Raw genomic sequence first — 24,596 nt, forward strand, 5'->3', positions numbered from 1 at the left:
CGTGTCCTTGCATCGCCGTGCCGTTCTTCCGTTGCTGCTTGCCGCCGCCACTGTACTGTCCTGCCCGGAGCCGGCGCAGGCGCAGAGTGCCTATTTCTTCCCGCAGGCCACGGATGCGGAAGCCTTCGATGCAGCGGTGCCGACGCCGGCGCAGTTCCTCGGCTACCCGATCGGCAGCCGCTACACCCGGCACGACCAACTGGTGGCGTACTTCCAGGAGCTGGCCAGACGCTCGGACAAGATCAGCGTGCGCGAGATCGGCCGCAGCTACGAGGGCCGCCCGCTGTTGATCGCCACCGTCACCGCTGCAGGCAATCATGCGCGGCTGGAACAGATCCGCCAACAGCACGCGACCCTGGTCGATCCGGCGCAACCGCGCAGCGCGGCCGGTGGCAGCCCGGTGGTGGTGTGGCTGGGCTACAGCGTGCATGGCAACGAGACCTCCAGTGCCGAGGCGGCGATGCTGACCGCTTACTACCTGGTGGCCAACCGCAGTGCCGAAACCCAGCAGTGGCTGCAGCACGCGGTGGTGCTGTTCGATCCGGCACAGAATCCGGACGGCCGCGACCGTGCCGCCAACTGGCACAATGCCTGGGCCTCCGATCCGGCGTCGGCCGACCCCGCCGACAAGGAACATGTTGAGCCGTTCCCGCAGGGTCGCACCAACCACTATTTCACCGATCTCAACCGCGACTGGCTTGCCCTGACCCAGCAGGACTCACGGCCGAAGGTAGAGGTGTTCCACCAGTGGTACCCGAACGTGCAGATCGATTTCCACGAAATGGGCAAGGACAGCACGTACTACTTCGAGCCTTCGCCGAAGAGCATGCACAGCCCGTTGATTCCGGCGCCGTCGTACGAGTTCAACAAGACCCTGGCCAGGTACCACGCGCAGGCGCTGGATGCCTTGGGTTCGCTGTACTACACCGGCGAGAATTTCGACAACTTCTCGCCGGTGTATGGCTCGACCTATCCGGACTTCCACGGAGCGGTCGGCGTCACCGTCGAGCAGGCCAGTTCGCGTGGCCGCGTGCAGGAATCAGTGAACGGCCTGCTGACCTTCCCGTTCACCATCCGCAACCAGGTCGCCACCGGGCTGGGCACGGTGCGTGGCGCGGTAACTGAGCGCAGCGGCCTGTTCGACCTGCAGAAGCAGTTCTTCCAGAGCGCGCTGAAGCAGGCCGCACAGCAGCCGGTGAAGAGCTTCGTGTTCGGTGATGCGCATGATCCGGCACTGACCCGCCGCCTGCTGGAACTGTTGCTGCTGCATCGCGTCGAGGTACGCGCGCTGGAGCGTGCAGTCACCGTCGATGGGCAGCGCTTCGATGCCGGCAGCGCCTACGTGGTGCCGGTGCAGCAGGCGCAGTTCCGCCTGGTGCATTCGATCTTTGCCGAGACGCCGCCGATCAAGGGGGATGTGTTCTACGGCAGCACCAGCTATGCGATCGCACCGGCCTACGGTGTGGCGTTCGCCGGCAGCCGTAGCCGTATCGAGGGTGGCGCACGCGTGACTGCGCTGCCGGCGGAGCAGGGCGCGGTGCTGGGTGGCCAGGCCGGATTCGCGTACGCGATCGACTGGCGCGACTACAACGCCGGGCGCGCGCTGGCCGCGCTGCAGGGCAAAGGCGTGAGCGCACGTGCGGCATTCCAGCCGTTCACCACCGCGACCGTGCAGGGAGACGTCAGCTTCGCTGCCGGCAGCCTGGTGATTCCGGTTGCCGGGCAAACGCTGCAGGGCGCGGGGCTGCTTGAGGCAGTGACATCGGCCGCGCGCGAGGCGGGTGTGCAGGTGCACGCGCTGTCCAGTGGCCGCAGCCGCGAAGGCATCGATCTGGGCAGTGACGGCGTCAAGGCGCTGCGCAAACCCGCGGTTGCGCTGGTGATGGGGGAGGGCGTGGCCGCCACCGAGATCGGCTCGGCCTGGTTCCTGCTCGACCAGCAGTTGCACTTGCCCGCCAGCAAGCTGGACCCGCAGCAGCTGGGCAAAGTGTCCCTGGACCGCTACACCACGATCGTGCTGTCCGGGGGGACCTACACCGGCGTCGATACCACGGCGGTGGCTGCACTGAAGCGCTGGGTGCAGGCCGGTGGTTCACTGGTGACCTACGGCAGTGCTTCGAAGTGGGCGATCGAACAGAAGCTTGCCGACGGCGAGAAGCTCGGCAAGGAAGAAGAGACTGCCGACGAGAGCCGCCGTGCGTTCGGCGACCAGCGCGACATCGCCGCGATCGAGCGGGTCAGCGGCAACATCCTCAGCGCCGATGTGGACACCAGTCATCCGCTGGCGTTCGGCGTGCCGCGCCGGCAACTGGCGATCAACAAGGAGAACACAGTGACGCTGCAGCCGAGTGCGAACCCATTCTCCACGGTGGTACGCATCGACACGCCGCCGCGGGTGAATGGCTATCTTTCCGAGCGCAACCGTGCGCGGGTGGCGGGCAGCGCGTGGCTGCTGGTGTCGGCGCAGGGGCAGGGCAATGTGGTGCTGTTCGCCGACGATCCGGCGCACCGCAAGTACTGGCACGGGACGGATCGACTGCTGATCAACGCAATCTTCTTCGGGAATCTGGTGAATCCGAGTAAAGCGCGGGGTTGAGGTTTTACGCGCCTTGATTGATGCGTGTGGGGGAGGCCGGGCGGGCTGCGCAGGACACGCTGTAAATACGTCCATGTAAGCTCGATCGGCGCATCCATGCGCCTCACGGTCCTGCGCAGCCCGCCCGGCCTCCCCTCGACAGGTTCCTGCGGGCGCGGACGCATCGAACCCAAGGCGGGAGCAAAAGCAAAAGCAAAAGCGGGCACTGCGGCTTCGGCTTTTGCCTTTGAATTTGAATTTGAATTTGATCTTTCTTCTCCCGGCTACCCGGCGGGAGAAGAAGGCGCAGGCAATGCTTGAAGCGGATGGGCATGGGGGCAGCGCAGAACCGTTGGCGCCATGGATGGCGCCATCGAGCTTACATGGACGTATTTACAGCGTGTTCTGCGCTGCCCCCATGCCCATCCGCCCTCGGTACCGCCACCGCGTGCTTCATCACCCGGTAGCCAGCAACAAAAAAGGACGGCGCGTCAGCGCCGTCCCTCGATAGCCTCCCGCGCAACGGGAAGCACAACAGCTGTCAGCTGTGATCAGCCGGCGCGACCGCCGCCATTGCCTCCCTGGCCGCGGCCACGGCCGCCACCATTACCGCCACCGCCACGACGCTGGCCCTGACCGGCGCCTGCACCCGCACGCTGCTGGCCGTTGCCACCGCCCTCGCGACGGCCACCGCCGGCCTTCTTCGGGCCGGCATGCGCATGGCGCGGCGCATCACCGTGCGGACGGCGTGCGTGGCTCTTGCGCGGTGCGCGCTCGCCGGTATCGTGCTCGGCCTTGCCCGGCGCACTATTGCCCCAGCGGATCGGCGTCTGCAGCTCGAAGCCCGGCACATCGCGGATGTCCATGTCGCGGCCCAGCAGGCGCACGATCGCGCGAAGCAGCTTCACTTCATCCTGCGCCACCAGGGAGATCGCCTGGCCGGTGGCGCCGTTGCGGCCGGTACGGCCGATGCGGTGCACGTAGTCCTCGGCCACCATCGGCAGGTCGAAGTTGATCACCTTCGGCAGCTCGTTGATGTCGATGCCGCGCGCAGCGATGTCGGTGGCCACCAGCACGGTCACGCGGCCGGCCTTGAAGTCGCCCAGCGCACGCAGGCGCTGGCCCTGGCTCTTGTTGCCATGGATCGCCGCGGTCTTGATGCCCGACTTTTCCAGGAACGTGGCCAGCTTGTCGCTGCCGTGCTTGGTACGGGCGAACACCAGGGTCTGCTCGCGGCTGTCCTGCGCCAGCAGGTGCAGCAGCAGGTCGCGCTTGCGGCCGGCATCGACCGGGTGCACGCGGTGGGTGATGGTTTCGGCCACGGTGTTCTTCGGCGTCACCTGGATCTGTTCCGGGTTGCGCATGAACTCCAGCGCCAGCTGGCGGATGTTGTCCTCGAAGGTGGCCGAGAACAGCAGGGTCTGGCGGTTCTGCTTCGGCAGTTTGGCGAGGATGCGCTTGATCGACGGCAGGAAGCCCATGTCGAGCATGCGGTCGGCTTCGTCCAGCACCAGCAGTTCAATGCCGGACAGGTCGACGCTGCGACGCTCCAGGTGGTCGATCAGGCGGCCCGGGCAGGCCACCAGCAGGTCCACGCCACGGCGCAGGATGTCCAGCTGGTTGCCCATGCCGACGCCGCCGTAGATGCAGGCGCTGGGAATGCGCAGGTACTTGCTGTAGCCGCGCAGGCTGTCATGCACCTGGGTGGCCAGTTCGCGGGTCGGGGCCAGGATCAGCGCACGCGGCTTGCGCGGGCCGGCACGCACTTCCTGCGAGGCGGTGCCCAGGTGCTGCAGCAGCGGCAGGCCGAACGCGGCGGTCTTGCCGGTACCGGTCTGTGCGCCGGCCAGCAGGTCGCGACCGGCCAGCGCCAGCGGGATCGCCTGCTGCTGGATCGGGGTCGGGTTTTCGTAGCCCTGCTCGGCAAGCGCACGCAGCAGGAAGGGCGCCAGGCCCAGCGATTCAAAAGACATTGAGATTGCTCCAGGTACAAGAAACGCCTGTCCGAGCGGACAGACGGGGGCAGATCAAAGTGATCGGCTGACTCGGAGCGTTCCCGTGAACCGCGCTGCGAGAAGTTGGGTGCAGCCGGCACGAAGCGCAGGCTGGAATGCGTGACGAACGGCGTCGGAGTGGGGGCGGGCGAAGAGGGCGGACCCTGGTCGCCGGCGATCCCGGAGGGAAACGGACGGCCGCTGCAGACCTGCCTAGTCTAACCGATGGCTGAGACCTCGCGCAAAAAGCCCCGTTCAGGTAAGGGGTTCTCTCTGCAGGGCTGCGCCCTGCACCCGCAGAGGCGGGAGCAACGTCAAAGGCCGGGTTCCTGTGGGCAGGAGGGGTCGGTCCGGTGGCAGGGGACGCTGCAAGTACCCCTCAGGGGCCCGGCCCACCCGCACTGCCCCGCCATCCCTCGGAATGGACGCTGTTGCTGTTGAGGTTGCCGGCCAGCGGCCGGCACTACCGCAGGCGCAGGGCTGCAAGCCCTGCCGACCCCCACTACGGTAGGGTGGGCCGATGCCGCGCTGCAGCTTGGCGTCGCCGCAGATTTGATTACACTTGAAACTTGTTTGCCCACGACTCCGGACACCCACCCATGAAGCTTGGTTCTTTGAAGGAAGGCGGCCGCGACGGCACCCTGATCGTCGTCTCGCGTGACCTGCGCCACGGCGTGCGCGCCACCGGCATTGCCGCCACCCTGCAGCAGGCCCTGGAGGACTGGAGCCACATCGCACCGCGCCTGAACGCCCTGTACGAATCGCTCAACGCTGGCGACGCCGATGGCGTGTTCGACCTCGATCCGCAGGCGCTGGCCGCACCGATGCCGCGTGCCTATGAATTCGTTGACGGCAGCGCCTACCTGCCGCACGTCGAGCGCGTGCGCCGCGCCCGCGGTGCCGAGGTGCCGGAGAGCTTCTACACCGACCCGCTGATGTACCAGGCCACCAGTGCGGGGTTCTACGGCCCGCGCGATGCGGTCAAGGTGGTCAGCGAGGACTACGGCATCGACCTGGAAGCGGAGATCGTGGTGATCACCGACGACGTGCCGATGGCGGCCCCCCCCGAACAGGCCGCCGGCCACATCCAGCTGGTCGGCCTGGTCAACGATGTCTCGCTGCGCAACCTGATCCCGGGCGAGCTGGCCAAGGGCTTCGGCTTCCTGCAGTCCAAGCCGCGTTCGGCGCTGTCGCCGGTGTTCGTCACCCCCGATGAGCTGGGTGCTGCGTGGCAGGACAGCAAGGTGCACCTGCCGCTGCTGACCCACATCAACGGCCAGTGGTTCGGTGCGCCGGAGGCGGGCGTGGACATGCAGTTCAACTTCGCCCAGCTGGTCGCGCATGCGGCCAAGACCCGCCCGCTGGGTGCCGGCACCATCGTCGGCTCGGGCACCATCGCCAATGAAGACACCAGCAAGGGTGCCTCGTGCTTCGCCGAGCAGCGCGTGGTCGAGACCCTGCGTGACGGCAAGCCGAGCACGCCGTTCATGTCCTTCGGCGACGTGGTCCGCATCGAGATGCTCGATGCTGCCGGCAACAGCATCTTCGGTGCGATCGAGCAGCGCATCGAACAGGCGGCCAAGCCCTGAGCATGGAGGCGGCGATGGAGATTCCGGTCGACGACGGCATCGTGCTGTACACCTACTGGCGATCCAGCGCCGCCTACCGCGTGCGCATCGGCCTGGAGCTGAAGGGCCTGGCCTGGGAGGCGCGGCCGGTGCATCTGGTGCGCGACGGTGGCGAGCAGCACCATGAGGCTTATCGCGCGCTCAATCCGCAGCAGCTGGTGCCGACCTTGCTGCATGATGGGCACACGCTGACCCAGTCACTGGCGATCATCGAGTACCTGGAAGAGCGCTTCCCACAGGTGCCGCTGCTGCCGGCCGATGCTGCGGGCCGCGCACGGGTGCGGGCGCTGGCGCAGCTTGTGGCCTGCGATATCCATCCGATCAACAACCTGCGGGTGATGCAGTACCTGGAACGCGACCTGCAGCTGCCTGCCGACGCCCGCACGCAGTGGACCCTGCACTGGATCGCCGAAGGCTTTGACGCGATGGAAGCGATGCTGGCCAACAGCCGCGACACCGGCACCTTCTGCCACGGCGACCGTCCTGGCCTGGCCGACATCTGCCTGTTGCCGCAGCTGTACAACGCCCACCGCTTCGGCCTGGACCTGGCACCGTACCCGACCCTGCGCCGCATCGAAGCGGCGTGCCAAGCGCTGGACGCATTCGACCGCGCGCGCCCGGAACACCAGCCCGACGCCGCCTGAAAAAAAGGGGACGGAGGGGATTAAGTCGTATACGCACTTACGACTTAATCCCCTCCGTCCCCTTTCTGTTGCAATCGGGCCAGGTCATCGCGGAACAACCGGTAGGCCTCCTCGCGGTGGGCATCGCCGGCCTGTCGCAGCACCCACGCCGGGTGCACCGTGGCGTAGCCGCGGGTGCCGTCTTCGAGGGTGTGCCAGCGCCCGCGGTCGCGTGAGAGGTCGAAATCACGACCGAATACCGAGGCTGCCGCAGTCGCGCCGAGGCACACAATCACCTTGGGCCGCACGCGCGCGATCTCGCCCATCAGCCAGGGGCGGCAGGCCTGGATGTGGCGGCTTTCCGGTCGCTTGTGCAGCCGCACCTTGCCGCGCCGTTCATGGTGGAAGTGCTTCACCGCGTTGGTGAGGTACAGCGTGGCGCGATCGATCCCCAGTTCCGACAAGGCGCGGTCCAGCACTTGGCCGGCGGGTCCTGCGAACGGCAGCCCGCGCAGATCCTCGGTGTCGCCAGGTTGTTCTCCGACCAGCATCACCTCGGCCCCTGCCGGCCCCTGCCCGAATACAGTCTGCGTGGCCTGCTCCCACAACGGGCACTGGCGGCAGGCGCTGGCCTGTCCGCGCAGATTGTCCAGACTGCTGGCATCGGTTGCCGGCGCCGCAGCGTTCGCACGTGGGGGAATCCTGCGTTGCGTCGCCTGCGCAGGCCGGTCATGCATCTCCTGCACGCGGTCGGCCGCGTCGCGCACCAGGCGTGGCAGCAACTGTGCTTCAGGCAGGTGGCGCCAGTACTTGGCCGGCATCTCCTGCATCATCATCCGTGTGTTGAGCCGGGCCGGATTGAAGATGCTGGCGTAGTAGGTCTGCCACAGCGACTCGCGTGCATCCTCGGCCGGGGCATCCTCGCGCCGTGCACCGGGGCCGAAGGCAAGCGCCTGCCCATCCCAGGCGACGCTGCGCGAAGGCGTGAGGATGGCCCAGCGCATGCCGGTGAAACGGCGCGCGAAGAACGGCGCGACCCGGTCGACGATGTGGTGCTGCGGCTCGAACCAGGCGATGAACGCATCAGGCTGGCCAGGCACTTCGCGGAAGCGCACGAATGCCTTCATCTTGTGCGTGTCGCGACGGACCGCCTGTGCCATGGCCATCGCCCTCAGTACGTCGGCATCGGCAGGGTTTGACAGCACCGAGCGTTCGCCATGGGCGATGCGCCACAGCAACCGGTACAGGAGGGCCATGCGTTGTCCGTCGCGATGGAACAGGCAGGTGGCCGCCAGTTCCAGGAAGTCGCGCGGTACCGTCGGTGCGCCAGCATCGGCCTGTGCGGGCGCCGAGGTGACCGCGGGCGCGTCCAGCAGTGATGCGTCGCTGCCCTCGAGCCAGTCCAGCTGCTCCGGCGCGACGCCGCGCAGCAGGGCTTCGCGCGCACCGCTGCGCCAGGCCTCCAGCGACCATGGCGGATCCACCCGCAGCGACCAGCGCTGCGCGTCAGGCCGCAGACGGGGCATCGAACAGCGAACCCTGTCGCGGCGGCGGGGCCAGCTGCGCACGCAGCGCCGCCGGGTCGTCCAGTGCTTTGCGCGGGTGATGGTCGGCCAGCAGCACGAACGGCAGCAGCTTGCTCATCGGTGCCTTCAGGCGCGCGAGGTCGGCCACGCGCAGCCGCCCGTGACGGCGTGCCATCAGCACGCGCTTGACGTTGCGCACGCCAAGGCCGGGCACGCGCAGCAACATCTCCTTCGGTGCCCGGTTCAGATCGACCGGAAAGCGCTCGGGATGGCGGATCGCCCAGGCCATCTTCGGGTCGATATCCAGGTCGAGCATGCCGTCTTGGGTGGTATCTGTAATCTCATCCACGCCGTACCCATAGAAGCGCAGCAGCCAGTCAGCCTGGTAAAGGCGATGTTCGCGCTGCAGCGGTGGCGGCTGCAGTGGCAGCTGCCGGCTGGCGTCCGGAATCGGGCTGAACGCGGAGTAGTAGACCCGGCGCATGCGGTAGTTGCCGTACAGGCTGTCGGCGCTGGCCAGGATCTGCTGGTCGTTTGCCCCGTCCGCGCCGACGATCATCTGGGTGCTCTGCCCGGCCGGTGCGAAACGGGGAGGGCGCGGGCGAGTGCTGCGGCTGGCCGTCGGTGCCACCGCTGCGGGGGCCTTGCGAGCTTCCTTGGCTTCCTCGATGCGCCAGCGCAGTTCGCCCATCGCGCCACGGATGGAATGAACCGTCTTCTCCGGCGCCAAGGCGCTCAGGCCGGCTTCGGTCGGCAGTTCCACGTTGATGGACAGGCGGTCGGCATAGCGCCCGGCACTGGCCAGCAGTTCCGGCGAGGCCTCGGGAATGGTCTTGAGGTGGATGTAGCCGGCGTAGCGGTGTTCTTCGCGCAGCTGCCGGGCCACTTCCACCATCTGTTCCATGGTGTAGTCCGCATTGCGGATGATGCCGCTGGACAGGAACAGGCCCTCGATGTAGTTGCGCTTGTAGAAGTCCAGGGTGAGCGTGACCACCTCATCCACGCTGAAACGTGCACGGGGCACGTTGCTGGAAACCCGGTTCACGCAATAGGCGCAGTCGTAGACGCAGAAGTTGGTCAGCAGGATCTTCAGCAACGACACGCAGCGGCCATCGGGCGTGTAGCTGTGGCAGATGCCCATGCCCTCGGTGCTGCCGATACCGCCACTGGCGCGCGAATCGCGCTTGCCCGAGCCGCTGGAGGCGCAGGAGGCATCGTACTTGGCGGCATCGGCCAGAATGGCCAGCTTGCGGATGGTTTCCATTGAGGAAACCTACGCATGAGGGGTCTCATTGGATGAGACCGCCCCTGAATTCTTCAGAAGAAGGGGACGGAGGGGATCAAGTCGCAAGTGCACAAACGACTTGATCCCCTCCGTCCCCTTTTTCGTGGGATCAGAAGCCGTGGGTGATGCTGGGTGCGCCCGCCGAGAAATCCGCATACGGGTCGTGCTCGCCGCTGCTGCCTTCGGACAGGCGGAACTTCAGGGCCAGGCCATCGCGCGAGTCGGCTGCGCGCAGCGCTTCCTCCTGCTCGATGGTGCCGGCCTTGGCCAGCCGGAACAGGCACTGGTCGAAGCTCTCCATGCCTTCTTCCAGCGAGGCTTCCATCGCGGCCTTGATCTCGTGCACCTGGCCGCGGCGCAGCAGGTCGCGGATCATCGGCGTGTTGATCAGCACCTCGGTGGCCGGCAGGCGTCGGCCCTCCTTGTTCTTCACCAGGCGCTGGCTGATCACGGCACGCAGGTTCAGTGCCAGGTTCATCAGCACGTTCTTGTGCGCGCTTTCCGGGAAGAAGTTGAGGATGCGCTCGATGGTCTGGTCGGCGTTGTTGGAGTGCAGGGTGGCCAGGCACAGGTGGCCGGTCTCGGCGAAGGCGATCGCCGCCTCCATCGTCTCCGCATCCAGGATCTCGCCGATCAGGATCACGTCCGGTGCTTCACGCATCGCGTTCTTCAGCGCGTTGTGGAAGGCATGGGTGTCCAGGCCGACCTCGCGCTGGTTGACGATCGACATCTTGTGCTTGTGCAGGTACTCGATCGGATCCTCGATGGTGAGGATGTGACCGGTGGTGGTGCTGTTGCGGTGGTCGATCATCGACGCCAGCGAAGTCGACTTGCCGGAGCCGGTGGACCCCACCACCAGCACCAGCCCGCGCGGGGTCATGATGACGTCCTTCAGCACCTGCGGCAGGTTCAGCTCCTCAATGCTCGGGATGCGGCTGCGGATGGCGCGGATGACCATGCCGACCTCGCCCCGCTGCTTGAACACGTTGACGCGGAAGCGCCCGGCATCGGGCAGGGCGATGGCCATGTTGAGCTCCAGCTCGCGCTCGAACTGCGGCACCTGGCCCTCGTCCATCAGCGAGTAGGCGATCTTCTTGACCATGCCCGGCGGCAGGCCGGTGTTGCCCAGCGGATAGAGCTTCCCCTCGATCTTGATGTAGACCGGTGCCCCGGTGGTCAGAAACATGTCCGAAGCGTTCTTTTCGGTCATCAGCTTCAGGAAGTAGCCGATATCCATTGCGAATTTTCCCCAACGAAACGGCCGACGCCCGTTGCCAGCACGGTGTCGGCTTGACGACAATGGCCGTGAACCGACAACCGGTACGGCCTCCCCAATGAAACGACTTAGCTTCGCACGAATGCGCCATGGCCTGTATGTGATGGCGTTTGCATTCGCACTGTCTGCCCCCGCCTGGGCGCAGGACGCTGCCCTGGAACTGGCGCAGGCCCGGCAGGCGGTCGACAAGGCCACCCAGGCCGATGCCGACCAGTACGCCCCGGACCTGATCGGGCTGGCCCGGCAGGGGCTGGAGCAGGCCCAGCGCGCCGCCGGCGACCGCCGCGAGCGCAAGAACGCCCCGGCGATGGCCCTGCGCGCTGCCGCCGATGCCGATCTGGCCCGCGTCCGTAGTGAGGAAGCCACCGTCACCGCGCAGCTGCAGTTGCGCCGCAACGAGGTCAACCAGCTGCAGCGCCAGCTGTCGACCGGGGAGGACCGCCGGTGAAGCCGATGACCGCCGCAACCCTGGCCGCGCTGCTGGCGCTGCCGACCCTGGCCACGGCCGCCGACAACCCGATGGTGGCGCAGCTGAGCCAGCGCCTGGTGGCCATCCAGGCCAACCCCGATACCGCTGAGCTGGGCGCCTTCGAGCGCATGCAGGCGCAGCAGGCGATCGCCACCCTGGACAAGGCCAAGCGCCGCGACCAGGAGCTGGCCACGTACCTGGCCGAGCGTCGGGTGGAGATTGCCGAGACCGCCGTGCGCACCGCGCTGGCCGCGCGCGAGGTCGACCGCCTGGAACGTACCCGCAGCGACCTGCTGATCGAGGCCAGCCGCCGCGATGCCGCCCGTGCCCGCCAGGAAGCCGAGCAGCTGCGCATGCAGGCGCAGATGCAGGCCGAGGAGGCCGAACGCCTGCGCCAGGCGGCCGAGGCCGAGACCCTGGCCCGCCAGGACGCCGAGAATGCCCTGACCAGCGTGGCCGGCAAGCAGCAGCAGCGGCTGAGCGCTGCCCAGCAGAACGCTGCCAGGCTGGCCCGCGAGGAAGCCGAGCTGGTGTCCGGGCAGAAGCTGCCCGGTTCGAAGTTCGACGCTCGCGGTGAGGTCTTCACCTTCGGGGGTGACGCGTTCGCCGCAGGCGCCTCCAGCCTGTCCGGCGGCGCGCGCAACCAGGCCAAGGCCCTGGCCGAGTACCTGAACATCGGCAAGAAGGGGCGCCTGCGCATCGAGGCCTACGACAGTGCCAACGGCGTGGGCCAGAAGCGTGCCGAAGCACTGCGCGACGCCCTGGTCGCGGGTGGTGTCGCCAGCAACCGGATCCAGGTCAGCGGCAAGAAGGCTGCGTCCACCCGGGCGCGCTCGGCCGAGGTCATCATCGCGCCGTAATGCATTGATATTGTTTGTTTTTCGTTGTGATGAGCATTCAGCCTGAACCCCGCCCCGGCGGGGTTCGGTCTTTTTGTCGCAGGGGTCTTGTACCCCGCCCTGAGCAGGCGTAGGGTCAATCGTCCGGGACGCAATGCCGCGGACCGGACGATGGGAGGGCCGGGCCGATGCAAGCAGGGCGCGAACCGCAGCAGATCGACGTGCGCAGGCCAGTGCCGCAGGTCGTTGCAGGCGTCCAGGTGGCCATCGACCGGCACTCCTCCATGAACAACGCCCCGTGCCTTGCGGCCGGGGCGTTCGTGTATCTGTCGAAGGAGGTCCATCATGTTTGAAGATCAGCCCCAGAGCGAGATCGACGCCCGTCGCGCGCGTGATCCGGAGTTCAGGGCACTCCATGACCAGCACCGCAAGTTGAACAAGAAGTGCATGGACGCGGAGTTGGGTGTACTCCCGATCGATGATGTCACCCTGGGTCGCATGAAGCGTGAGAAGCTGCTGGCCAAGCAACGTCTTCTGCGAATGTACGAAACACCGCTCCCAACGACGTCCCCCACGCTTTGACGCACTCCGTCGCGCCCGGAACGGCGTGACCCGGCCATCGATGGCCCCGCCGGGCGCTCCTGCCCCGGCATCGCGGCACCGCCGATGAGGCGGCCGCGCCAAGGCACCACAGGCGGTGGTGCCTTGGCCTGCAGGCACCACTCACCGATGCGGGCGGTACCGGTCTCCTCGTCGATCCGGGGCCGCCCGCATCCCTTTACGGGGCCGGCGGGCGGCATCTCCGCGCCGACCTGACATTCAGGGCCATCCGTCGGATAATCATCGGTCCGGCCCTGCGTGGCGCGAATCGAAAGTCCTCCGAATGCCCATCCATTCTTCCGTCCTCGAACTCATCGGCCAGACCCCGATCGTCAAGGCCCAGCGCCTGGACACCGGCGTCTGCGAGCTCTACCTGAAGCTCGAAAGCGCCAACCCGGGCGGATCGATCAAGGATCGCATCGGCCTGTCGATGATCGAGGCAGCGGAGCAGCGGGGTGACCTGAAGCCGGGCGCAACCCTGGTCGAAGGTACCGCCGGCAATACCGGCCTGGGCCTGGCACTGGTGGCCCAGCAGAAGGGCTACAAGCTGATCCTCGTCGTTCCCGACAAGATGAGCCGCGAGAAGATCTTCAACCTGAAGGCGATGGGCGCCGAAGTGCGCCTGACCCGTTCGGACGTCGCCAAGGGCCATCCGGAGTACTACCAGGACCTGGCCAAGACCATCGCCGAGCAGACCCCGGGCGCCTATTTCATCAACCAGTTCGGCAACCCGGACAACCCGGCCGCGCATGAGTTCGGCACCGGCCCGGAGATCCTCGAGCAGATGGGCGGCGACCTCGACGCCATCGTGTTCGGCTGCGGCAGCTCCGGCACCATGACCGGCCTGTCGCGTGCGTTCGCCAGGCTCTCGCCGAAGACCGAGCTGGTGCTGGCCGATCCGGTCGGCTCGATCCTGGCCGAGTACATCAACGACGGCGTGCTTAACGACAAGTCGGGCAGCTGGCTGGTGGAAGGCATCGGCGAGGACTTCCTGCCCTCGATCTCCGACTTCAGCCGTGTCAAGAAGGCTTATGCCATCAGCGATGCCGAGAGTTTCCACACCGCGCGCGAGCTGCTGGGCAAGGAAGGCATCCTCGGCGGTTCGTCCACCGGCACCCTGCTGGCCGCGGCGCTGAAGTACTGCAAGGAGCAGACCACGCCGAAGAAGGTGCTGGTGCTGGTCTGCGACACCGGCAACAAGTACCTGTCTAAGATGTACAACGACTACTGGATGCTGGACAACGGCTTCCTGCAGCGCCCGCAGCATGGAGACCTGCGCGACCTGATCCTGCGCCCGTACGGCCAGCGCGACACGGTGGTGATCGGCCCGAACGACCTGTTGACCACCGCCTACCAGCGCATGAAGCTGTATGACGTGTCGCAGCTGCCGGTGATGGACGGTGACCAGCTGGTCGGCATCGTCGATGAAAGCGACGTGCTGCTGCATGTCTACGGCGACGAAGCGCGCTTCCGCGACACCGTGGCCACCGCGATGGTCAGCAAGCTGGACCGGCTGGACGTGAAGTCGCCGATCGAGGCCCTGCTGCCGGTGTTCGACCGCGGGCAAGTGGCGATCGTGATGGACGGTGACGCCTTCCTCGGCCTGATCACCCGCATCGACCTGCTGAACTATCTGCGCCGTCGCGTGCAGTAGGCCGCTGATCGCTGCCGTTCACCGCTGAATTCCGGTTTATTCGCGTCAAAGCTCGTTAAGGCCGCGCTGATAGACTCCCGATCCTTTGACGGCGCCGCACGTCGGCGCCATTCAGGAAACGACATGTCCAACTCCTCTTCGCCCGATCGCGCGCTGGCCCTGGCCACGCTGGCCATCCACGGCGGCCAGTCGCCCGATCCCAGCACCGGCGCGGTGATGCCGCCGATCTACGCCACCTCGACCTATGCGCAGTCCAGCCCGGGCGAGCATCAGGGCTTCGAGTACTCGCGTACCCACAACCCGACGCGCTTTGCCTATGAGCGCTGCGTGGCCTCGCTGGAAGGCGGTACCCGCGGCTTTGCCTTCGCTTCGGGCATGGCGGCCAGCTCGACCGTGATCGAGCTGCTGGACGCCGGCAGCCACGTGGTGGCGATGGACGATATCTACGGCGGTAGCTTCCGCCTGTTCGAGCGCGTGCGCCGCCGCACCGCCGGGCTGGACTTCAGCTTCGTCGACCTGACCGATCTGGCGGCATTTGAAGCCGCCATCACGCCGAAGACGAAGATGGTGTGGATCGAGACCCCGACCAACCCGATGCTGAAGATCGTGGACATCGCCGCGGTCGCTGCCATCGCCAAGCGCCATGGCCTGATCGTGGTGGTCGACAACACCTTCGCCTCGCCGATGCTGCAGCGTCCGCTGGAGCTGGGCGCGGACCTGGTCCTGCATTCGGCCACCAAGTACCTCAACGGTCACTCGGACATGGTTGGTGGCATGGTCGTGGTCGGCGACAACGCGCCGCTGGCCGAGCAGATGGCGTTCCTGCAGAACTCGGTGGGTGGAGTGCAGGGCCCGTTCGACAGCTTCCTGGCCCTGCGCGGCCTGAAGACATTGCCGCTGCGCATGAAGGCGCATTGTGCCAATGCGATGGCGCTGGCGCAGTGGCTGGAAAAGCACCCGGCGGTGGAAAAGGTGATCTACCCGGGCCTGCCGTCGCACCCGCAGCATGAGCTGGCCAGCAAGCAGATGGCCGGCTACGGCGGAATCGTCTCGATCGTGCTCAAGGGCGGTTTCGAGGCGGCCAAGCGTTTCTGCGAGAAGACCGAACTGTTCACCCTGGCCGAGTCGCTGGGCGGCGTGGAAAGCCTGGTCAACCATCCGGCGGTGATGACGCATGCCTCGATCCCGGTGGCGCGTCGGGAGCAGCTGGGGATCAGTGATGCACTGGTGCGGCTGAGCGTGGGGGTGGAGGAACTGGGGGATCTGCAGGTGGATCTGGAGAACGCACTGGCCTGAGCCAGCCATCCGGGCGCCAGGTCCGCAACGTGCAGATGACCGGGCGCCCATTGGCGCCCGGTTTGTTTCGCCCCTAGGTCAGCGGGCGACGCTGCGGTAAATACGCGCGGCCAGGCGCGCAGCAGGTGCCGCGCCCGGAATCCGCAACAGGCGGTCGATGATGCGACCGAGCCTGCGGCCGATACGTTGGCCCGAGGTTCCCATCTCTGCCGCCACGGTGGCAGGGTGCTTGAGTGCATCAAGGTTGCGCAGCACCTTGGCGACCTGGGGCGCGTTGGCCAGGTTCATGGCTGAGGTCAGCGCTTCATGGACCTCCAGCGCGGAGCGGTGCCAGCCGTCGGCTTCGCCCTGGCGTCGTTCGTCGGTCCAGGCCGGCATCGCCTCCTGCAGCCGCTGCACCAGCTCACGCGTGGTTTCGTAGGCGTGGATGTTGGCCGAGGCGGTGATGTGTGCAGCCAGCTCCCGGTTCAGGCCGCTGTCGCGTACCAGGACCGGCCGGCGATGGGCCAGTGCGTGCAGCACCGGGAAGCCGAAGCCTTCGTAATGGCTGGGGAACACCACGACGCGCGCATCGCGGTAGAACGAGCGGAAGGTGTCCTCATCGATGTTGCCGGCCTTGAACGACTGCACGTTGGCTGGCAATTCGACATCCTCGGGGTAGCCGATGGCGATGATCTTCTGGCCAGGAAGCGCAGTGGCCAGCGCGTCGGTCGTTGCCCGCACGAACTTGTGGGTGAAATGGTTGCCGATCACCAGGATGTGCGAACCCTCCGACTCGGTGGGCTCGTAGCTTGCGTAGTCGGCCGGATCCAGTGAATGCAGCGAAACCTGCTGCAGGGTCGAGCTGCCAATCGGGTAGCGCATGCGTATGCGATCAAGGGTGAACTGCGAGTTGGTGAACAACACGCTCATGTTCTCGAAGGCGAAACGCCACAGGCTTTCGTCGAAACCCAGCGCCAGGTAGCCGCAGTCGGTGGAAATGGTATCGAGCATGAAGATGCCGACAACCGGTGCGGTCTCGAACAGGTTCAGCAGGGTTTCCAGCTGGTAGGGTTGGCCAATGCGGACCACGGCGGCGACCCGGTTACGGTGGTCGCCGGGTTCCAGCCGGACGACTCCCGGCAGGCGATCCAGGCCGTGGAAAGCCCAGGCCTGTGCGCTGATGAAGACGCCGATGCGGGTGTCCTTGGGCCACGCACGCTGCGAGGCAGACAACAGCTTGACGCCCGACTCGAACGTGCCGTTGTGGAACGGCCCGAAGGACGAGAAGTCGAAGGCGATCGTTCGTTGCCCCTGCACCGGGTCCAGCGCCTCCAGCAGCCGTTCGGCGCGGTACTCTGGCGATGTGAAGTAGCGATAGATGAGCGGGGCGTACTCCGGGTAGCGCTGGCGTAGCACTGCACCATTGATCTCCTCGCGCTCGGACCGTTGCTGGCCCGTGGTCGAGAATGACTGTTCACCCTGGTGCCAGACGAAGGCATGGTTGGCCAGCGCGGCCCGATAGCCTGCGCGGTTGGCGCGCATGATCAGGTCGTTCTCTTCGTTGTAGCCCTTGCCGTAGACCGTGTCGAAGATGCCGAACTCCGCCAACAGCGTGCCGCGGATCCACAGCGCGAAGCCGACGGCAGTGGGGATGAACGAGAAACGGGGCAGCCGGCGCGCAAGGGGCAGGAACTTGGCAAGCGCCTGCTCGACGGTCACATCGGCGTGTTCCATGGTGTAGGGCAGCGTGGCCAGCGTCGCGTTGTTGCTGCGCGGGCAGACGAAGCCGATCATCGGGTCGATCGCGGCCACTGCCAGGATCTCTTCGATGGCACCTGCGGTGACTTCGGTATCGGAGTTGAGCAGGAAGACGTCGGCACCTTCCTCGATGGCGAGCTGGAAGGCGCGGTTGCAGGTGCCGATAAACCCGAGGTTCTCCTCGTTTGCCAGCGCATGCACCTCGACGCCGTCAAGACCTTCGGCGGCCGCTTTCTGCAGTGCTGCGCCCAGCGGAGCGTAGTCCGGGCTGTCGTTGTACAGCCAGACCGACGCGCCCGCACGCGCCAGTTCCCCAGCGACGCTGCGCAGGCCGCGCATGAACGGAGCTACCAGCTGCTCGTTGCGGTAGAACGGGGCGACCACATGCAGCGGGCGCTGCACGCGTGCCTCAGCAGGCGGCGGCAGCGGATGGCTGCGGCGGAGGGCCGGAACGGCCGGTGCATCGGGTAGCATTTCCGGCAGGTACTGCGGCTTTTCCAGCAGCAGCGCGACTACGTCTTCCAGCGAAGTGATGCGCCGCATTCCTTCAATCGCGTCCCCTTCCGCGCGTTCACGCGGCACCAGGAACAGACCGCATTCGGCATTGGCGCCGTGGAAGTTGTCCGGGCAGTTGTTGAAGTTGTCGGGATTGAAGGCCGGGTAGACCACTCCAAAGGCGGCGTAGTCCAGCTGTGCCACGGCGGCCAAGGTGGTCGCTGCGCCCTCCACCGAGTTGCATTCGGCAAACACGACCGGGCGGCAGCGCTGCAGCGTCTCCACGGCACCGGTAAGCACCTGCGCTTCCATGCCCTCCACGTCAACCTTCAGCAGATCCAGGCGTGTCAGCTGCAAGGAGTCGAGGGTGACGATGCGCACCGTGTAGCCGCGGCGGGCATCGATCAGGCTCAGGCCGCCCTGGTTCTGGGCTTCCTCGGCCGAATCGTCGAGCGAGATCGAGCCCGGATGGTCGGATAGGCCGGCATTGTGGACCGTGACCTGTCGGGTGAGTCCGTTGCGTTCGATGTTGCGTTGGAGGATGGCAAAGGCATTGCGACGCGGTTCGAATGCGTGGACATGTCCCAGGCTGCCGATGTTCCGGGCAAGGGCCACAGCATGGGTACCGATGAAGGAGCCTACGTCGGCAACGACGCTTCCAGGCGCAATGAAGCGGCGAAGCAACGCCAGCTCGTTCTCGGCCCACTCCCCATACCAGCGCAGCGAATCGGCGATGACGGTGTCACCGGGGAGCGTTTCGAAAACGCCGTGACGTCCAGTAATGATGATCATGAGCGATGAGATGTACGGAACGACACTGCCAGCGGCTGCGCGCCGGAAATGCCGTGGACCAGTTGTGGGTTGAGGGCCGTCAGGACGATGGCATCGTGCAGCCAGTGGTGCTGCACGTGGTCATCGCCGGGGCCCTCGGCGAGTGCGATATCCAGGCTGTATTCGCCGCGGATCAGGCGAGGGAGGCGCATCTGGAACGTTACGGTGAAGACGCTTCCCTGCTCGACGGCGATGGCCTCATCGCGAAGGTAGCTGTCGGAGCTTTCGGCCACCAGGTACTGTCCCTTACGGTCCTTCAGCATGAACCCGATGGCGGGATAGTCCAGGGCCTTGCCTGCCCGCGCGGTCACCACCAGGCGCACGTCGTCCTGCGAAGAGAACTCGGACACGATGTTGCCGTCGACGTCGGTGAACACTGCACTCTCGATGCGCGCGCCCCCTGCGCCGAAGCTGTCCACGTCCGGGCGGAAGGCGCCTGCATGGAAATGGGTCGCTTCCACGCTATCCGCATCGTAGCTGCCCTGGCTGAGGGCTGCGTTCGGCTTGGCCACAGCCGATTCCTGGCGGTCCGCATAGAGGTCGCGCAGATAGATGGCAGAGATCTCGCGTGCAGAACCGATATCGCACTGGTACTGCCCGTCCTGCCGTCGCAACAGCACGGCGGATGCACAGAGCGCGTTGACCGCGCCCATGTCATGGCTGACGAAGAGGAGGGTGCCACCGCCGCGCTGGAAGCCTGCAAGGAACCGCATGCACTTCTGCTGGAAGTAGGCATCGCCGACGCTCAGCGCCTCGTCGATGATCAGAATGTCTGCATCCACGTGGGCAATGACGGCAAATGCCAAGCGCACGTACATGCCGCTGGAATAGGTCTTGACCGGCTGGTTGATGAAATCGCCGATATCGGCGAAGGCGGCGATTTCGGCGAAGCGACGGGTTACCTCCTCCTTTTCCACGCCGTACAGCGACGCGGCAAGATAGACGTTCTCGCGACCGGAGAATTCGGGGTTGAAGCCGGCGCCCAGCTCCAGCAGTGCCGCCACCCGTCCATTGACGGTGATCGCGCCTTCGGTGGGAGTCAGCGTGCCGCAGATCATCTGCAGCAGGGTCGACTTGCCGGCACCGTTGCGGCCGATGATGCCCACCGTCTCGCCACGATGGATGGTGAAGCCCACATCGCGCAGTGCCCAGAATTCCCGGTAGTACTGCCGGCGGCCCCGCCACAGCATCTGCATCAGCCGGTGCGTCGGCTTCTCATAGACGTTGAAGCACTTGCCCAGGCCCTGCACCTGGATGGCGATGTCAGAGCACATCGGCAAACCCCTTGCGTGTGCGCTGGAAGAAGGCAAAGCCCAGGAAGAACACCGCCAGCGAGACCAGCAGGCAGGTCGGATAGACCACCGGGTCCAGCCCCTTGCCCCACATCAGGACATCGCGCATCTGCGCGACGATGGGCGCCAGTGGATTGATGTTCAGCACCGGCCGCAACGACGCCGGGATCGCATCAATCGGATAGAAGATGGGCGTCAGGAACATCACGGCGGTGGTGATGATCGCGGTGATCTGCGCGGTGTCACGCAGGAACACGCCCAGCGCAGAGAGCAGCCAGGCAATGCCGGTCATGAACAGGATCATCGGGACCATCACCAGCGGCGCCAGCAACGCGGTCATCGGCGGCAGACCGGTGGACACCAGGTAGAACAGCAACCAGACCACCAGGTTCACCGCCAGGCTGAACATCGCGGTGAGCACGCTGACCCACGGCAGGACCTCCAGCGGGAATACCACCTTTTTCACGTAGTTGGCGTTACCGACGATCAGGCCTGGGGCGCGGTTGAATACCTCGCTGAACAGGTTGAACACCAGCAGGCCGCTGAACAGCACCAGGGCGAATTCGGTGCGCGAACCGCTGCCGCCGGGCCAGCGGGCCTTGAAGACCTCGCTGAACACCAGCGTATAGATGGCGAGCATGAAGATCGGCTGCACGAGCGCCCACGCCAGTCCCAGCAAGGACCCGCGGTAACGGGCGGCGATTTCGCGCGCCGCCAGTGCGAGGACCAGTCGGCGGTTGTCGATCAGGGACCGGATCAGTTGGCCGGGGGAACTGGGGAAGGCTTCCATTCAATGAGGGCGAGGAGATTGACCAGATAGTCTACTGCGGGCGGGTGAGGCCCGCATGGAGGTCGTTCAGGCTTCACCCCGCCTTGCTGCGAGCAAAGGTGAAGTGCTTATGCCCAAGATAGGCAGTGAAGATCGGCACGGCCACACCGACCAAGTGGGCGCTGAGTGGAATATCCAATGGCCAGTTGAGCAGTGGCAGCAACCAGCGCTTGAGCAGGACGCTGATGGCCAAGGTCTGCAGCAGGCTGATGGCATTGATGGCGATGAACCACGCTGCCTGCTGTCCGATGGGACGGTCCGAACCCTTGAAAACCAGAACCCGGTTCAGAATGAATGCCGTCAGCATGCCCAGCCCGTAGGCCAGACAGACGGCAACCTCGAAGGGCACAGCAAGGCTGAACAGGATACGGCTACCCACGTTGACCGCAGCCGCTGTGCCGCCACAGATGATGAACAGGAGGAACTGGCGGCTCATGCAGGGGTCCTTGGGGGGGAGATCCGCGGTTGTGCCGCGGCATAGGTCAACAGCATCAACACCAGCACCAGTGCCGCGTACAGCAGTCGGCCAGCACGTTCTTCGGCCCAGAGCCGCAGTGCGCTGAGCCCCCCGATCCTCGAAGGTGGCGTTACGGCGATCCAGGTATGTGTATCGTTGTCGACGAGGTGCAACCGATAGTCGTCGGCCGGGAGCTGCGCGACGCGCGTGCGCCAGCGTTCGCCCTGGACGCCTTCGCGCACCAGGTCGACGCTATGGTGGCTGCCTTCCAGGCGTGCCGCCACCGCAGGCATGCCTGCGCCCGCATGTCGATAGGCGATCCAGCCGCCGTCGGTGCTGACCGCCGCACTGCGGCAGTCGGCCTGGTTGGCGTCGCCGGTGCCCGGTGCGTAGGTGCCGACCGCATAGGGCAGTACCGGAAGCGTGGTATAGGCACCGAAGGAGCTGATTCCGCTGCAGGCCTCCACCGAGAACGGCAGCGGCCGGCGAATCTCCAGCGGCATCATGTCCGCCGCGTCATCGGCCGCCAGGACCTTGGCGATGCGTTCGGAATCTGGATAGGGGAACCGTCCCGGTGCCGCGCGCAGGGCCTCCAGGTCACCATCGCGCAGGTAGTCGGACAGCAGGCGTTCCTGCCGCGCACCCGCCGCCGAGCGCTCTTCCATGCTGGCCTGTGCCATGACTAGGCTCGATTGCATGGACAGCGCAGTCCAGCCGATGAAGACTGCCGGCCCGGTGCCGCGCACCCAGGCAGGCCAGCGGCTGGCGCCGCGGAAGCTGGCGTAAAGGACCAGCCACAGGTTGTTGATCACGCCGATCGTCAGCAGGTCGGTGTAGCGCGACGACACGGCGTGTTCCACTTCGATTCCGCGGGAGTAGGCCATGGCCACGGCCTGCACCAGTACCCAGCCGGCAATGGCGAAGGCGAAGCGCTCCCCGCGCAGCACGCTGGAGCGGTTGAAGATCCGTCGCAGCATCAGGACCGAAAGCGCGGCCGTCGGCAACCACAGCACTACCACGCTGATCCAGAGGGGGCGCAATGGCCAGGCCAGGGTGTTCTTCAGCGCCTGCATGAACTGCGCAGCGGAGTGCGCATGGAACGTGTCGCCATGTGGTGCCTGCGGCATCATCAGCAGGCCTGCCATCGCCACTACCATCAGCAGTCCAAGGGCAAGTCCCCCCTGGCGGCGGTCCACGTCGCCGGACAGCAGGCGGTAAATCAGCAGGCCCGCAGCGGCGGCGGCGGCGAACACGCCAGAGGCCATCGTGAACAGTGCCAGCCCGGCGCAGGCCACCATGACGATGATGCGAGTGCGGCCGAGGACGTCGGCCGACGCCAGCCAGGCCGTTACCACTGACAGTAGCGCCAGGATGAAGAACTGGTTCTGGAACCCGGCGATCAGGTTCTCCCAGCCCAAGGGCGAAGCGGCCAGCGCGAAGGTTCCAAGCGCCAGCAGCGGACGCGCCGCGGCTGGCAGGGTGCGCATGCCGGCCCAGGCCATCGCACCGATGGCGGCTGCATGGGGGAGTACGTTGAACAGCATCTCCACCTTGGCGTCGAACTGGTTGCCGTTGAGGGCGAACAAACCCAACGAGATCAACCGGGTGAACAGGATGCGATGCTCATTGTGCGCAGCGAAGAAGTGGCCGATGTCCAGTTCGCCGCGCAGGTACGGCAGCAGAAGGTTGTCGAATTCCGCGTCCCATTGGTCCCAGAACGGGCTGCTGCTGCCATGGGTCAGGACCAGGTAAGCGCGCACCGCGATCATCGGGACCAGCAGGGCCGTCAACAGGAACACCGGATCCAGCGGCTGCATCCATCCGGTCAGCCGCGCACGGGCGGCGCCTACCCAGCCCTTCATCAGCGCAGTGCCTCGTCCACCAGTGCCTGGGCGGTGTTGATGCTCTCGTTGATCGAGCGGTCTTCCGGGTAGTAGTAGGCGGTGTCGGCCATGAAGAAGCCCTGCACCGGCGTGCGCATTGACGGCAGCATGTCCTGGAAGCCCGGCGGGCAGATCGTCTGCGCGAACTCATAGCGATGGCAGTGCGAAGCCAGGACCCAGTCCCGCTTGAAGGCCGGGTTGATCCGGGCCAGGTAGCCCAGCACTTCCTCGATCAGCTCGGCGTTGGATCGCTGCCACTTCGGGTGGGTCTTGGGCATGTAGTACGGTGCGTACAGGATCTTCTGGCCCGGATCGTGGCCCGGGTTGAGGTTGCTGTACTCGATCACGCCTGGGATCTCGATGCCCGGATCGCTGATATTCATCCAGAAGTTCTCGCTCACCGCATGCTTGAGCTTGAGGATGACGCAGGCCACTGGAATGTTCTGCACCGCCGCAACCTTGTCGCGGAAATCGGCCGGCAGGCCCGGCACCAGGGCTGGCACGTACTGGATCGGCGCGGTGGAGATCACGGCATCATATGCAGTGAACTCGCCGCCGATCGAGACGCCGGTGACCTTGCCGTTCTCGGAGACCACTTCATCGATGCCACGGGACAGTTCGATGCGGCCACCACGGGTCTGGATGTCCTGCACCATGCGTTCCAGCAGCGTCATCGAGCCCCCTTCCAGGTAGCCCATGCTCTCGTTCATCAGGTTGCGGCGGGACAGCGCCACGCGCTTGATGCGCGTGCCGATCCAACTGGCCGACAGGTTGTCCTTGAACTCGAAGAACTTCAGGCGGAAGGCATCCTTCCACATCACGTCATAGGCCTTCTGGCCGACCCAGCGCCGGATCCATGCGCCAGCCTCTTCCTTGTCCAGCGCCGTCCAGTCCTTGATGCCCTTGGTGTACATCACGTGCAGTGCATAGCGGAACTTGCTGATCGGTCCAAGGTGGGGGAAGGCCAGCAGTGCGAACGGGTTCCCCCACTTGTAGAGCTTTCCCTTGTAGAAATATCCCATCTTGGTGTCGGTCCAGCGCAGCGCCTTGGACAGGCCATAGCGTTCGAGCAGCGCGAAGAGGGGGTAATCGGTCTTGCAGATGAAGTGGTAGTAGCGTTCGATCGACAGCCCATCGAAATCGAAATTGGCCGACATGCCGCCAATGCGATCGTCACGCTCGTAGATCGTGACCGAGTGGCCCTGGTCGAGGAGTTTCACGGCGGCCATCAGGCCCATGGGGCCTGCGCCGATGATGGCGAATTTCTTCATATGGATGAACACGTAAGGTTGAAAAGGAAAAAA

General features: G+C 65.8%; 19 protein-coding genes. 9 read left to right on the forward strand and 10 right to left on the reverse strand.

The features are described 5' to 3' along the window. The first annotated feature begins 1 nt into the window (after position 1). Positions 2-2,596 carry a M14 family zinc carboxypeptidase gene (locus ACZ75I_RS02520; protein WP_472958664.1) on the forward strand — a complete coding sequence of 865 codons (2,595 nt, stop codon included), beginning with the start codon at positions 2-4 and terminating at the stop codon, positions 2,594-2,596. Positions 2,597-2,692: 96 nt separating this feature from the next. Beyond that, the gene (locus ACZ75I_RS02525) at positions 2,693-2,896 is read left to right on the forward strand and encodes a hypothetical protein (protein WP_346476267.1); all 204 of its coding nucleotides are present in this window, start codon (positions 2,693-2,695) and stop codon (positions 2,894-2,896) included. A gap of 230 nt (positions 2,897-3,126) precedes the next feature. On the opposite strand, the gene ACZ75I_RS02530 is transcribed toward ACZ75I_RS02525, so the two are convergent. Next, on the reverse strand, positions 3,127-4,548 hold the full coding sequence (locus tag ACZ75I_RS02530) for a DEAD/DEAH box helicase (protein ID WP_049414254.1): 1,422 nt from the start codon (positions 4,546-4,548) through the stop codon (positions 3,127-3,129). A gap of 620 nt (positions 4,549-5,168) precedes the next feature. Between ACZ75I_RS02530 and ACZ75I_RS02535 the strand changes: the two genes are divergently transcribed. Together ACZ75I_RS02535 and maiA are read left to right on the forward strand one after the other, a co-directional pair. After that, positions 5,169-6,158, forward strand: coding sequence for a fumarylacetoacetate hydrolase family protein (locus ACZ75I_RS02535; RefSeq protein WP_472958665.1), 990 nt, complete (start codon positions 5,169-5,171; stop codon positions 6,156-6,158). 14 nt (positions 6,159-6,172) lie between these two features. Then, on the forward strand, positions 6,173-6,841 hold the full coding sequence (gene maiA / locus ACZ75I_RS02540; RefSeq protein WP_346476265.1) for a maleylacetoacetate isomerase: 669 nt from the start codon (positions 6,173-6,175) through the stop codon (positions 6,839-6,841). 44 nt (positions 6,842-6,885) lie between these two features. Here maiA and ACZ75I_RS02545 read toward each other — a convergent pair whose 3' ends face one another. From ACZ75I_RS02545 to ACZ75I_RS02555, 3 genes are all read right to left on the reverse strand, one after another. After that, positions 6,886-8,346: a UdgX family uracil-DNA binding protein gene (locus ACZ75I_RS02545; protein ID WP_472958666.1), complete on the reverse strand. Its 1,461-nt coding sequence runs from the start codon at positions 8,344-8,346 to the stop codon at positions 6,886-6,888. After that, entirely contained in the window at positions 8,327-9,610 is a 1,284-nt protein-coding gene (locus ACZ75I_RS02550) for a putative DNA modification/repair radical SAM protein (protein ID WP_329844423.1), read from the reverse strand. Before ACZ75I_RS02550 ends, ACZ75I_RS02545 begins: the two co-directional genes overlap by 20 nt. Positions 9,611-9,740: 130 nt before the next feature. After that, positions 9,741-10,868 carry a PilT/PilU family type 4a pilus ATPase gene (locus ACZ75I_RS02555; protein ID WP_049416904.1) on the reverse strand — a complete coding sequence of 376 codons (1,128 nt, stop codon included), beginning with the start codon at positions 10,866-10,868 and terminating at the stop codon, positions 9,741-9,743. A 121-nt stretch (positions 10,869-10,989) separates the two neighbouring features. On the opposite strand from ACZ75I_RS02555, the gene ACZ75I_RS02560 reads away from it, so the two are divergent. The 5 genes from ACZ75I_RS02560 (at position 10,990) to ACZ75I_RS02580 (ending at position 15,765) form a co-directional block, all read left to right on the forward strand. After that, entirely contained in the window at positions 10,990-11,355 is a 366-nt protein-coding gene (locus ACZ75I_RS02560) for a DUF4398 domain-containing protein (RefSeq protein WP_005415160.1), read from the forward strand. Beyond that, entirely contained in the window at positions 11,352-12,236 is an 885-nt protein-coding gene (locus tag ACZ75I_RS02565; protein ID WP_472958667.1) for an OmpA family protein, read from the forward strand. Before ACZ75I_RS02560 ends, ACZ75I_RS02565 begins: the two co-directional genes overlap by 4 nt. Positions 12,237-12,560: 324 nt before the next feature. Continuing rightward, the gene (locus ACZ75I_RS02570; RefSeq protein WP_005407964.1) at positions 12,561-12,797 is read left to right on the forward strand and encodes a YdcH family protein; all 237 of its coding nucleotides are present in this window, start codon (positions 12,561-12,563) and stop codon (positions 12,795-12,797) included. Between the two features lie 301 nt (positions 12,798-13,098). Next, the gene (locus ACZ75I_RS02575; protein ID WP_049416902.1) at positions 13,099-14,469 is read left to right on the forward strand and encodes a pyridoxal-phosphate dependent enzyme; all 1,371 of its coding nucleotides are present in this window, start codon (positions 13,099-13,101) and stop codon (positions 14,467-14,469) included. A 123-nt stretch (positions 14,470-14,592) separates the two neighbouring features. After that, the gene (locus ACZ75I_RS02580) at positions 14,593-15,765 is read left to right on the forward strand and encodes a cystathionine gamma-synthase (protein ID WP_180866745.1); all 1,173 of its coding nucleotides are present in this window, start codon (positions 14,593-14,595) and stop codon (positions 15,763-15,765) included. 78 nt (positions 15,766-15,843) lie between these two features. On the opposite strand, the gene ACZ75I_RS02585 is transcribed toward ACZ75I_RS02580, so the two are convergent. The 6 genes from ACZ75I_RS02585 to ACZ75I_RS02610 form a co-directional block, all read right to left on the reverse strand. Then, positions 15,844-18,792: an FkbM family methyltransferase gene (locus ACZ75I_RS02585; protein WP_472958668.1), complete on the reverse strand. Its 2,949-nt coding sequence runs from the start codon at positions 18,790-18,792 to the stop codon at positions 15,844-15,846. Then, positions 18,789-20,105 (reverse strand): ABC transporter ATP-binding protein, encoded by a 1,317-nt coding sequence (locus tag ACZ75I_RS02590; RefSeq protein WP_180866741.1) that lies wholly within the window; start codon positions 20,103-20,105, stop codon positions 18,789-18,791. Before ACZ75I_RS02590 ends, ACZ75I_RS02585 begins: the two co-directional genes overlap by 4 nt. Further along, positions 20,095-20,913 (reverse strand): ABC transporter permease, encoded by an 819-nt coding sequence (locus ACZ75I_RS02595; protein WP_180866738.1) that lies wholly within the window; start codon positions 20,911-20,913, stop codon positions 20,095-20,097. Before ACZ75I_RS02595 ends, ACZ75I_RS02590 begins: the two co-directional genes overlap by 11 nt. 73 nt (positions 20,914-20,986) lie before the next feature. Beyond that, positions 20,987-21,388, reverse strand: coding sequence for a GtrA family protein (locus tag ACZ75I_RS02600; protein WP_180866736.1), 402 nt, complete (start codon positions 21,386-21,388; stop codon positions 20,987-20,989). Further along, entirely contained in the window at positions 21,385-23,271 is a 1,887-nt protein-coding gene (locus ACZ75I_RS02605) for a hypothetical protein (RefSeq protein ID WP_180866733.1), read from the reverse strand. The genes ACZ75I_RS02600 and ACZ75I_RS02605 overlap by 4 nt, the downstream gene beginning before the upstream one ends. Beyond that, a complete protein-coding gene (locus ACZ75I_RS02610; RefSeq protein ID WP_180866731.1) occupies positions 23,271-24,563 on the reverse strand; it encodes an NAD(P)/FAD-dependent oxidoreductase in 1,293 nt (430 codons plus the stop codon). Before ACZ75I_RS02610 ends, ACZ75I_RS02605 begins: the two co-directional genes overlap by 1 nt. Positions 24,564-24,596: the final 33 nt, after the last annotated feature.

This window comes from Stenotrophomonas sp. X, from assembly GCF_055721025.1.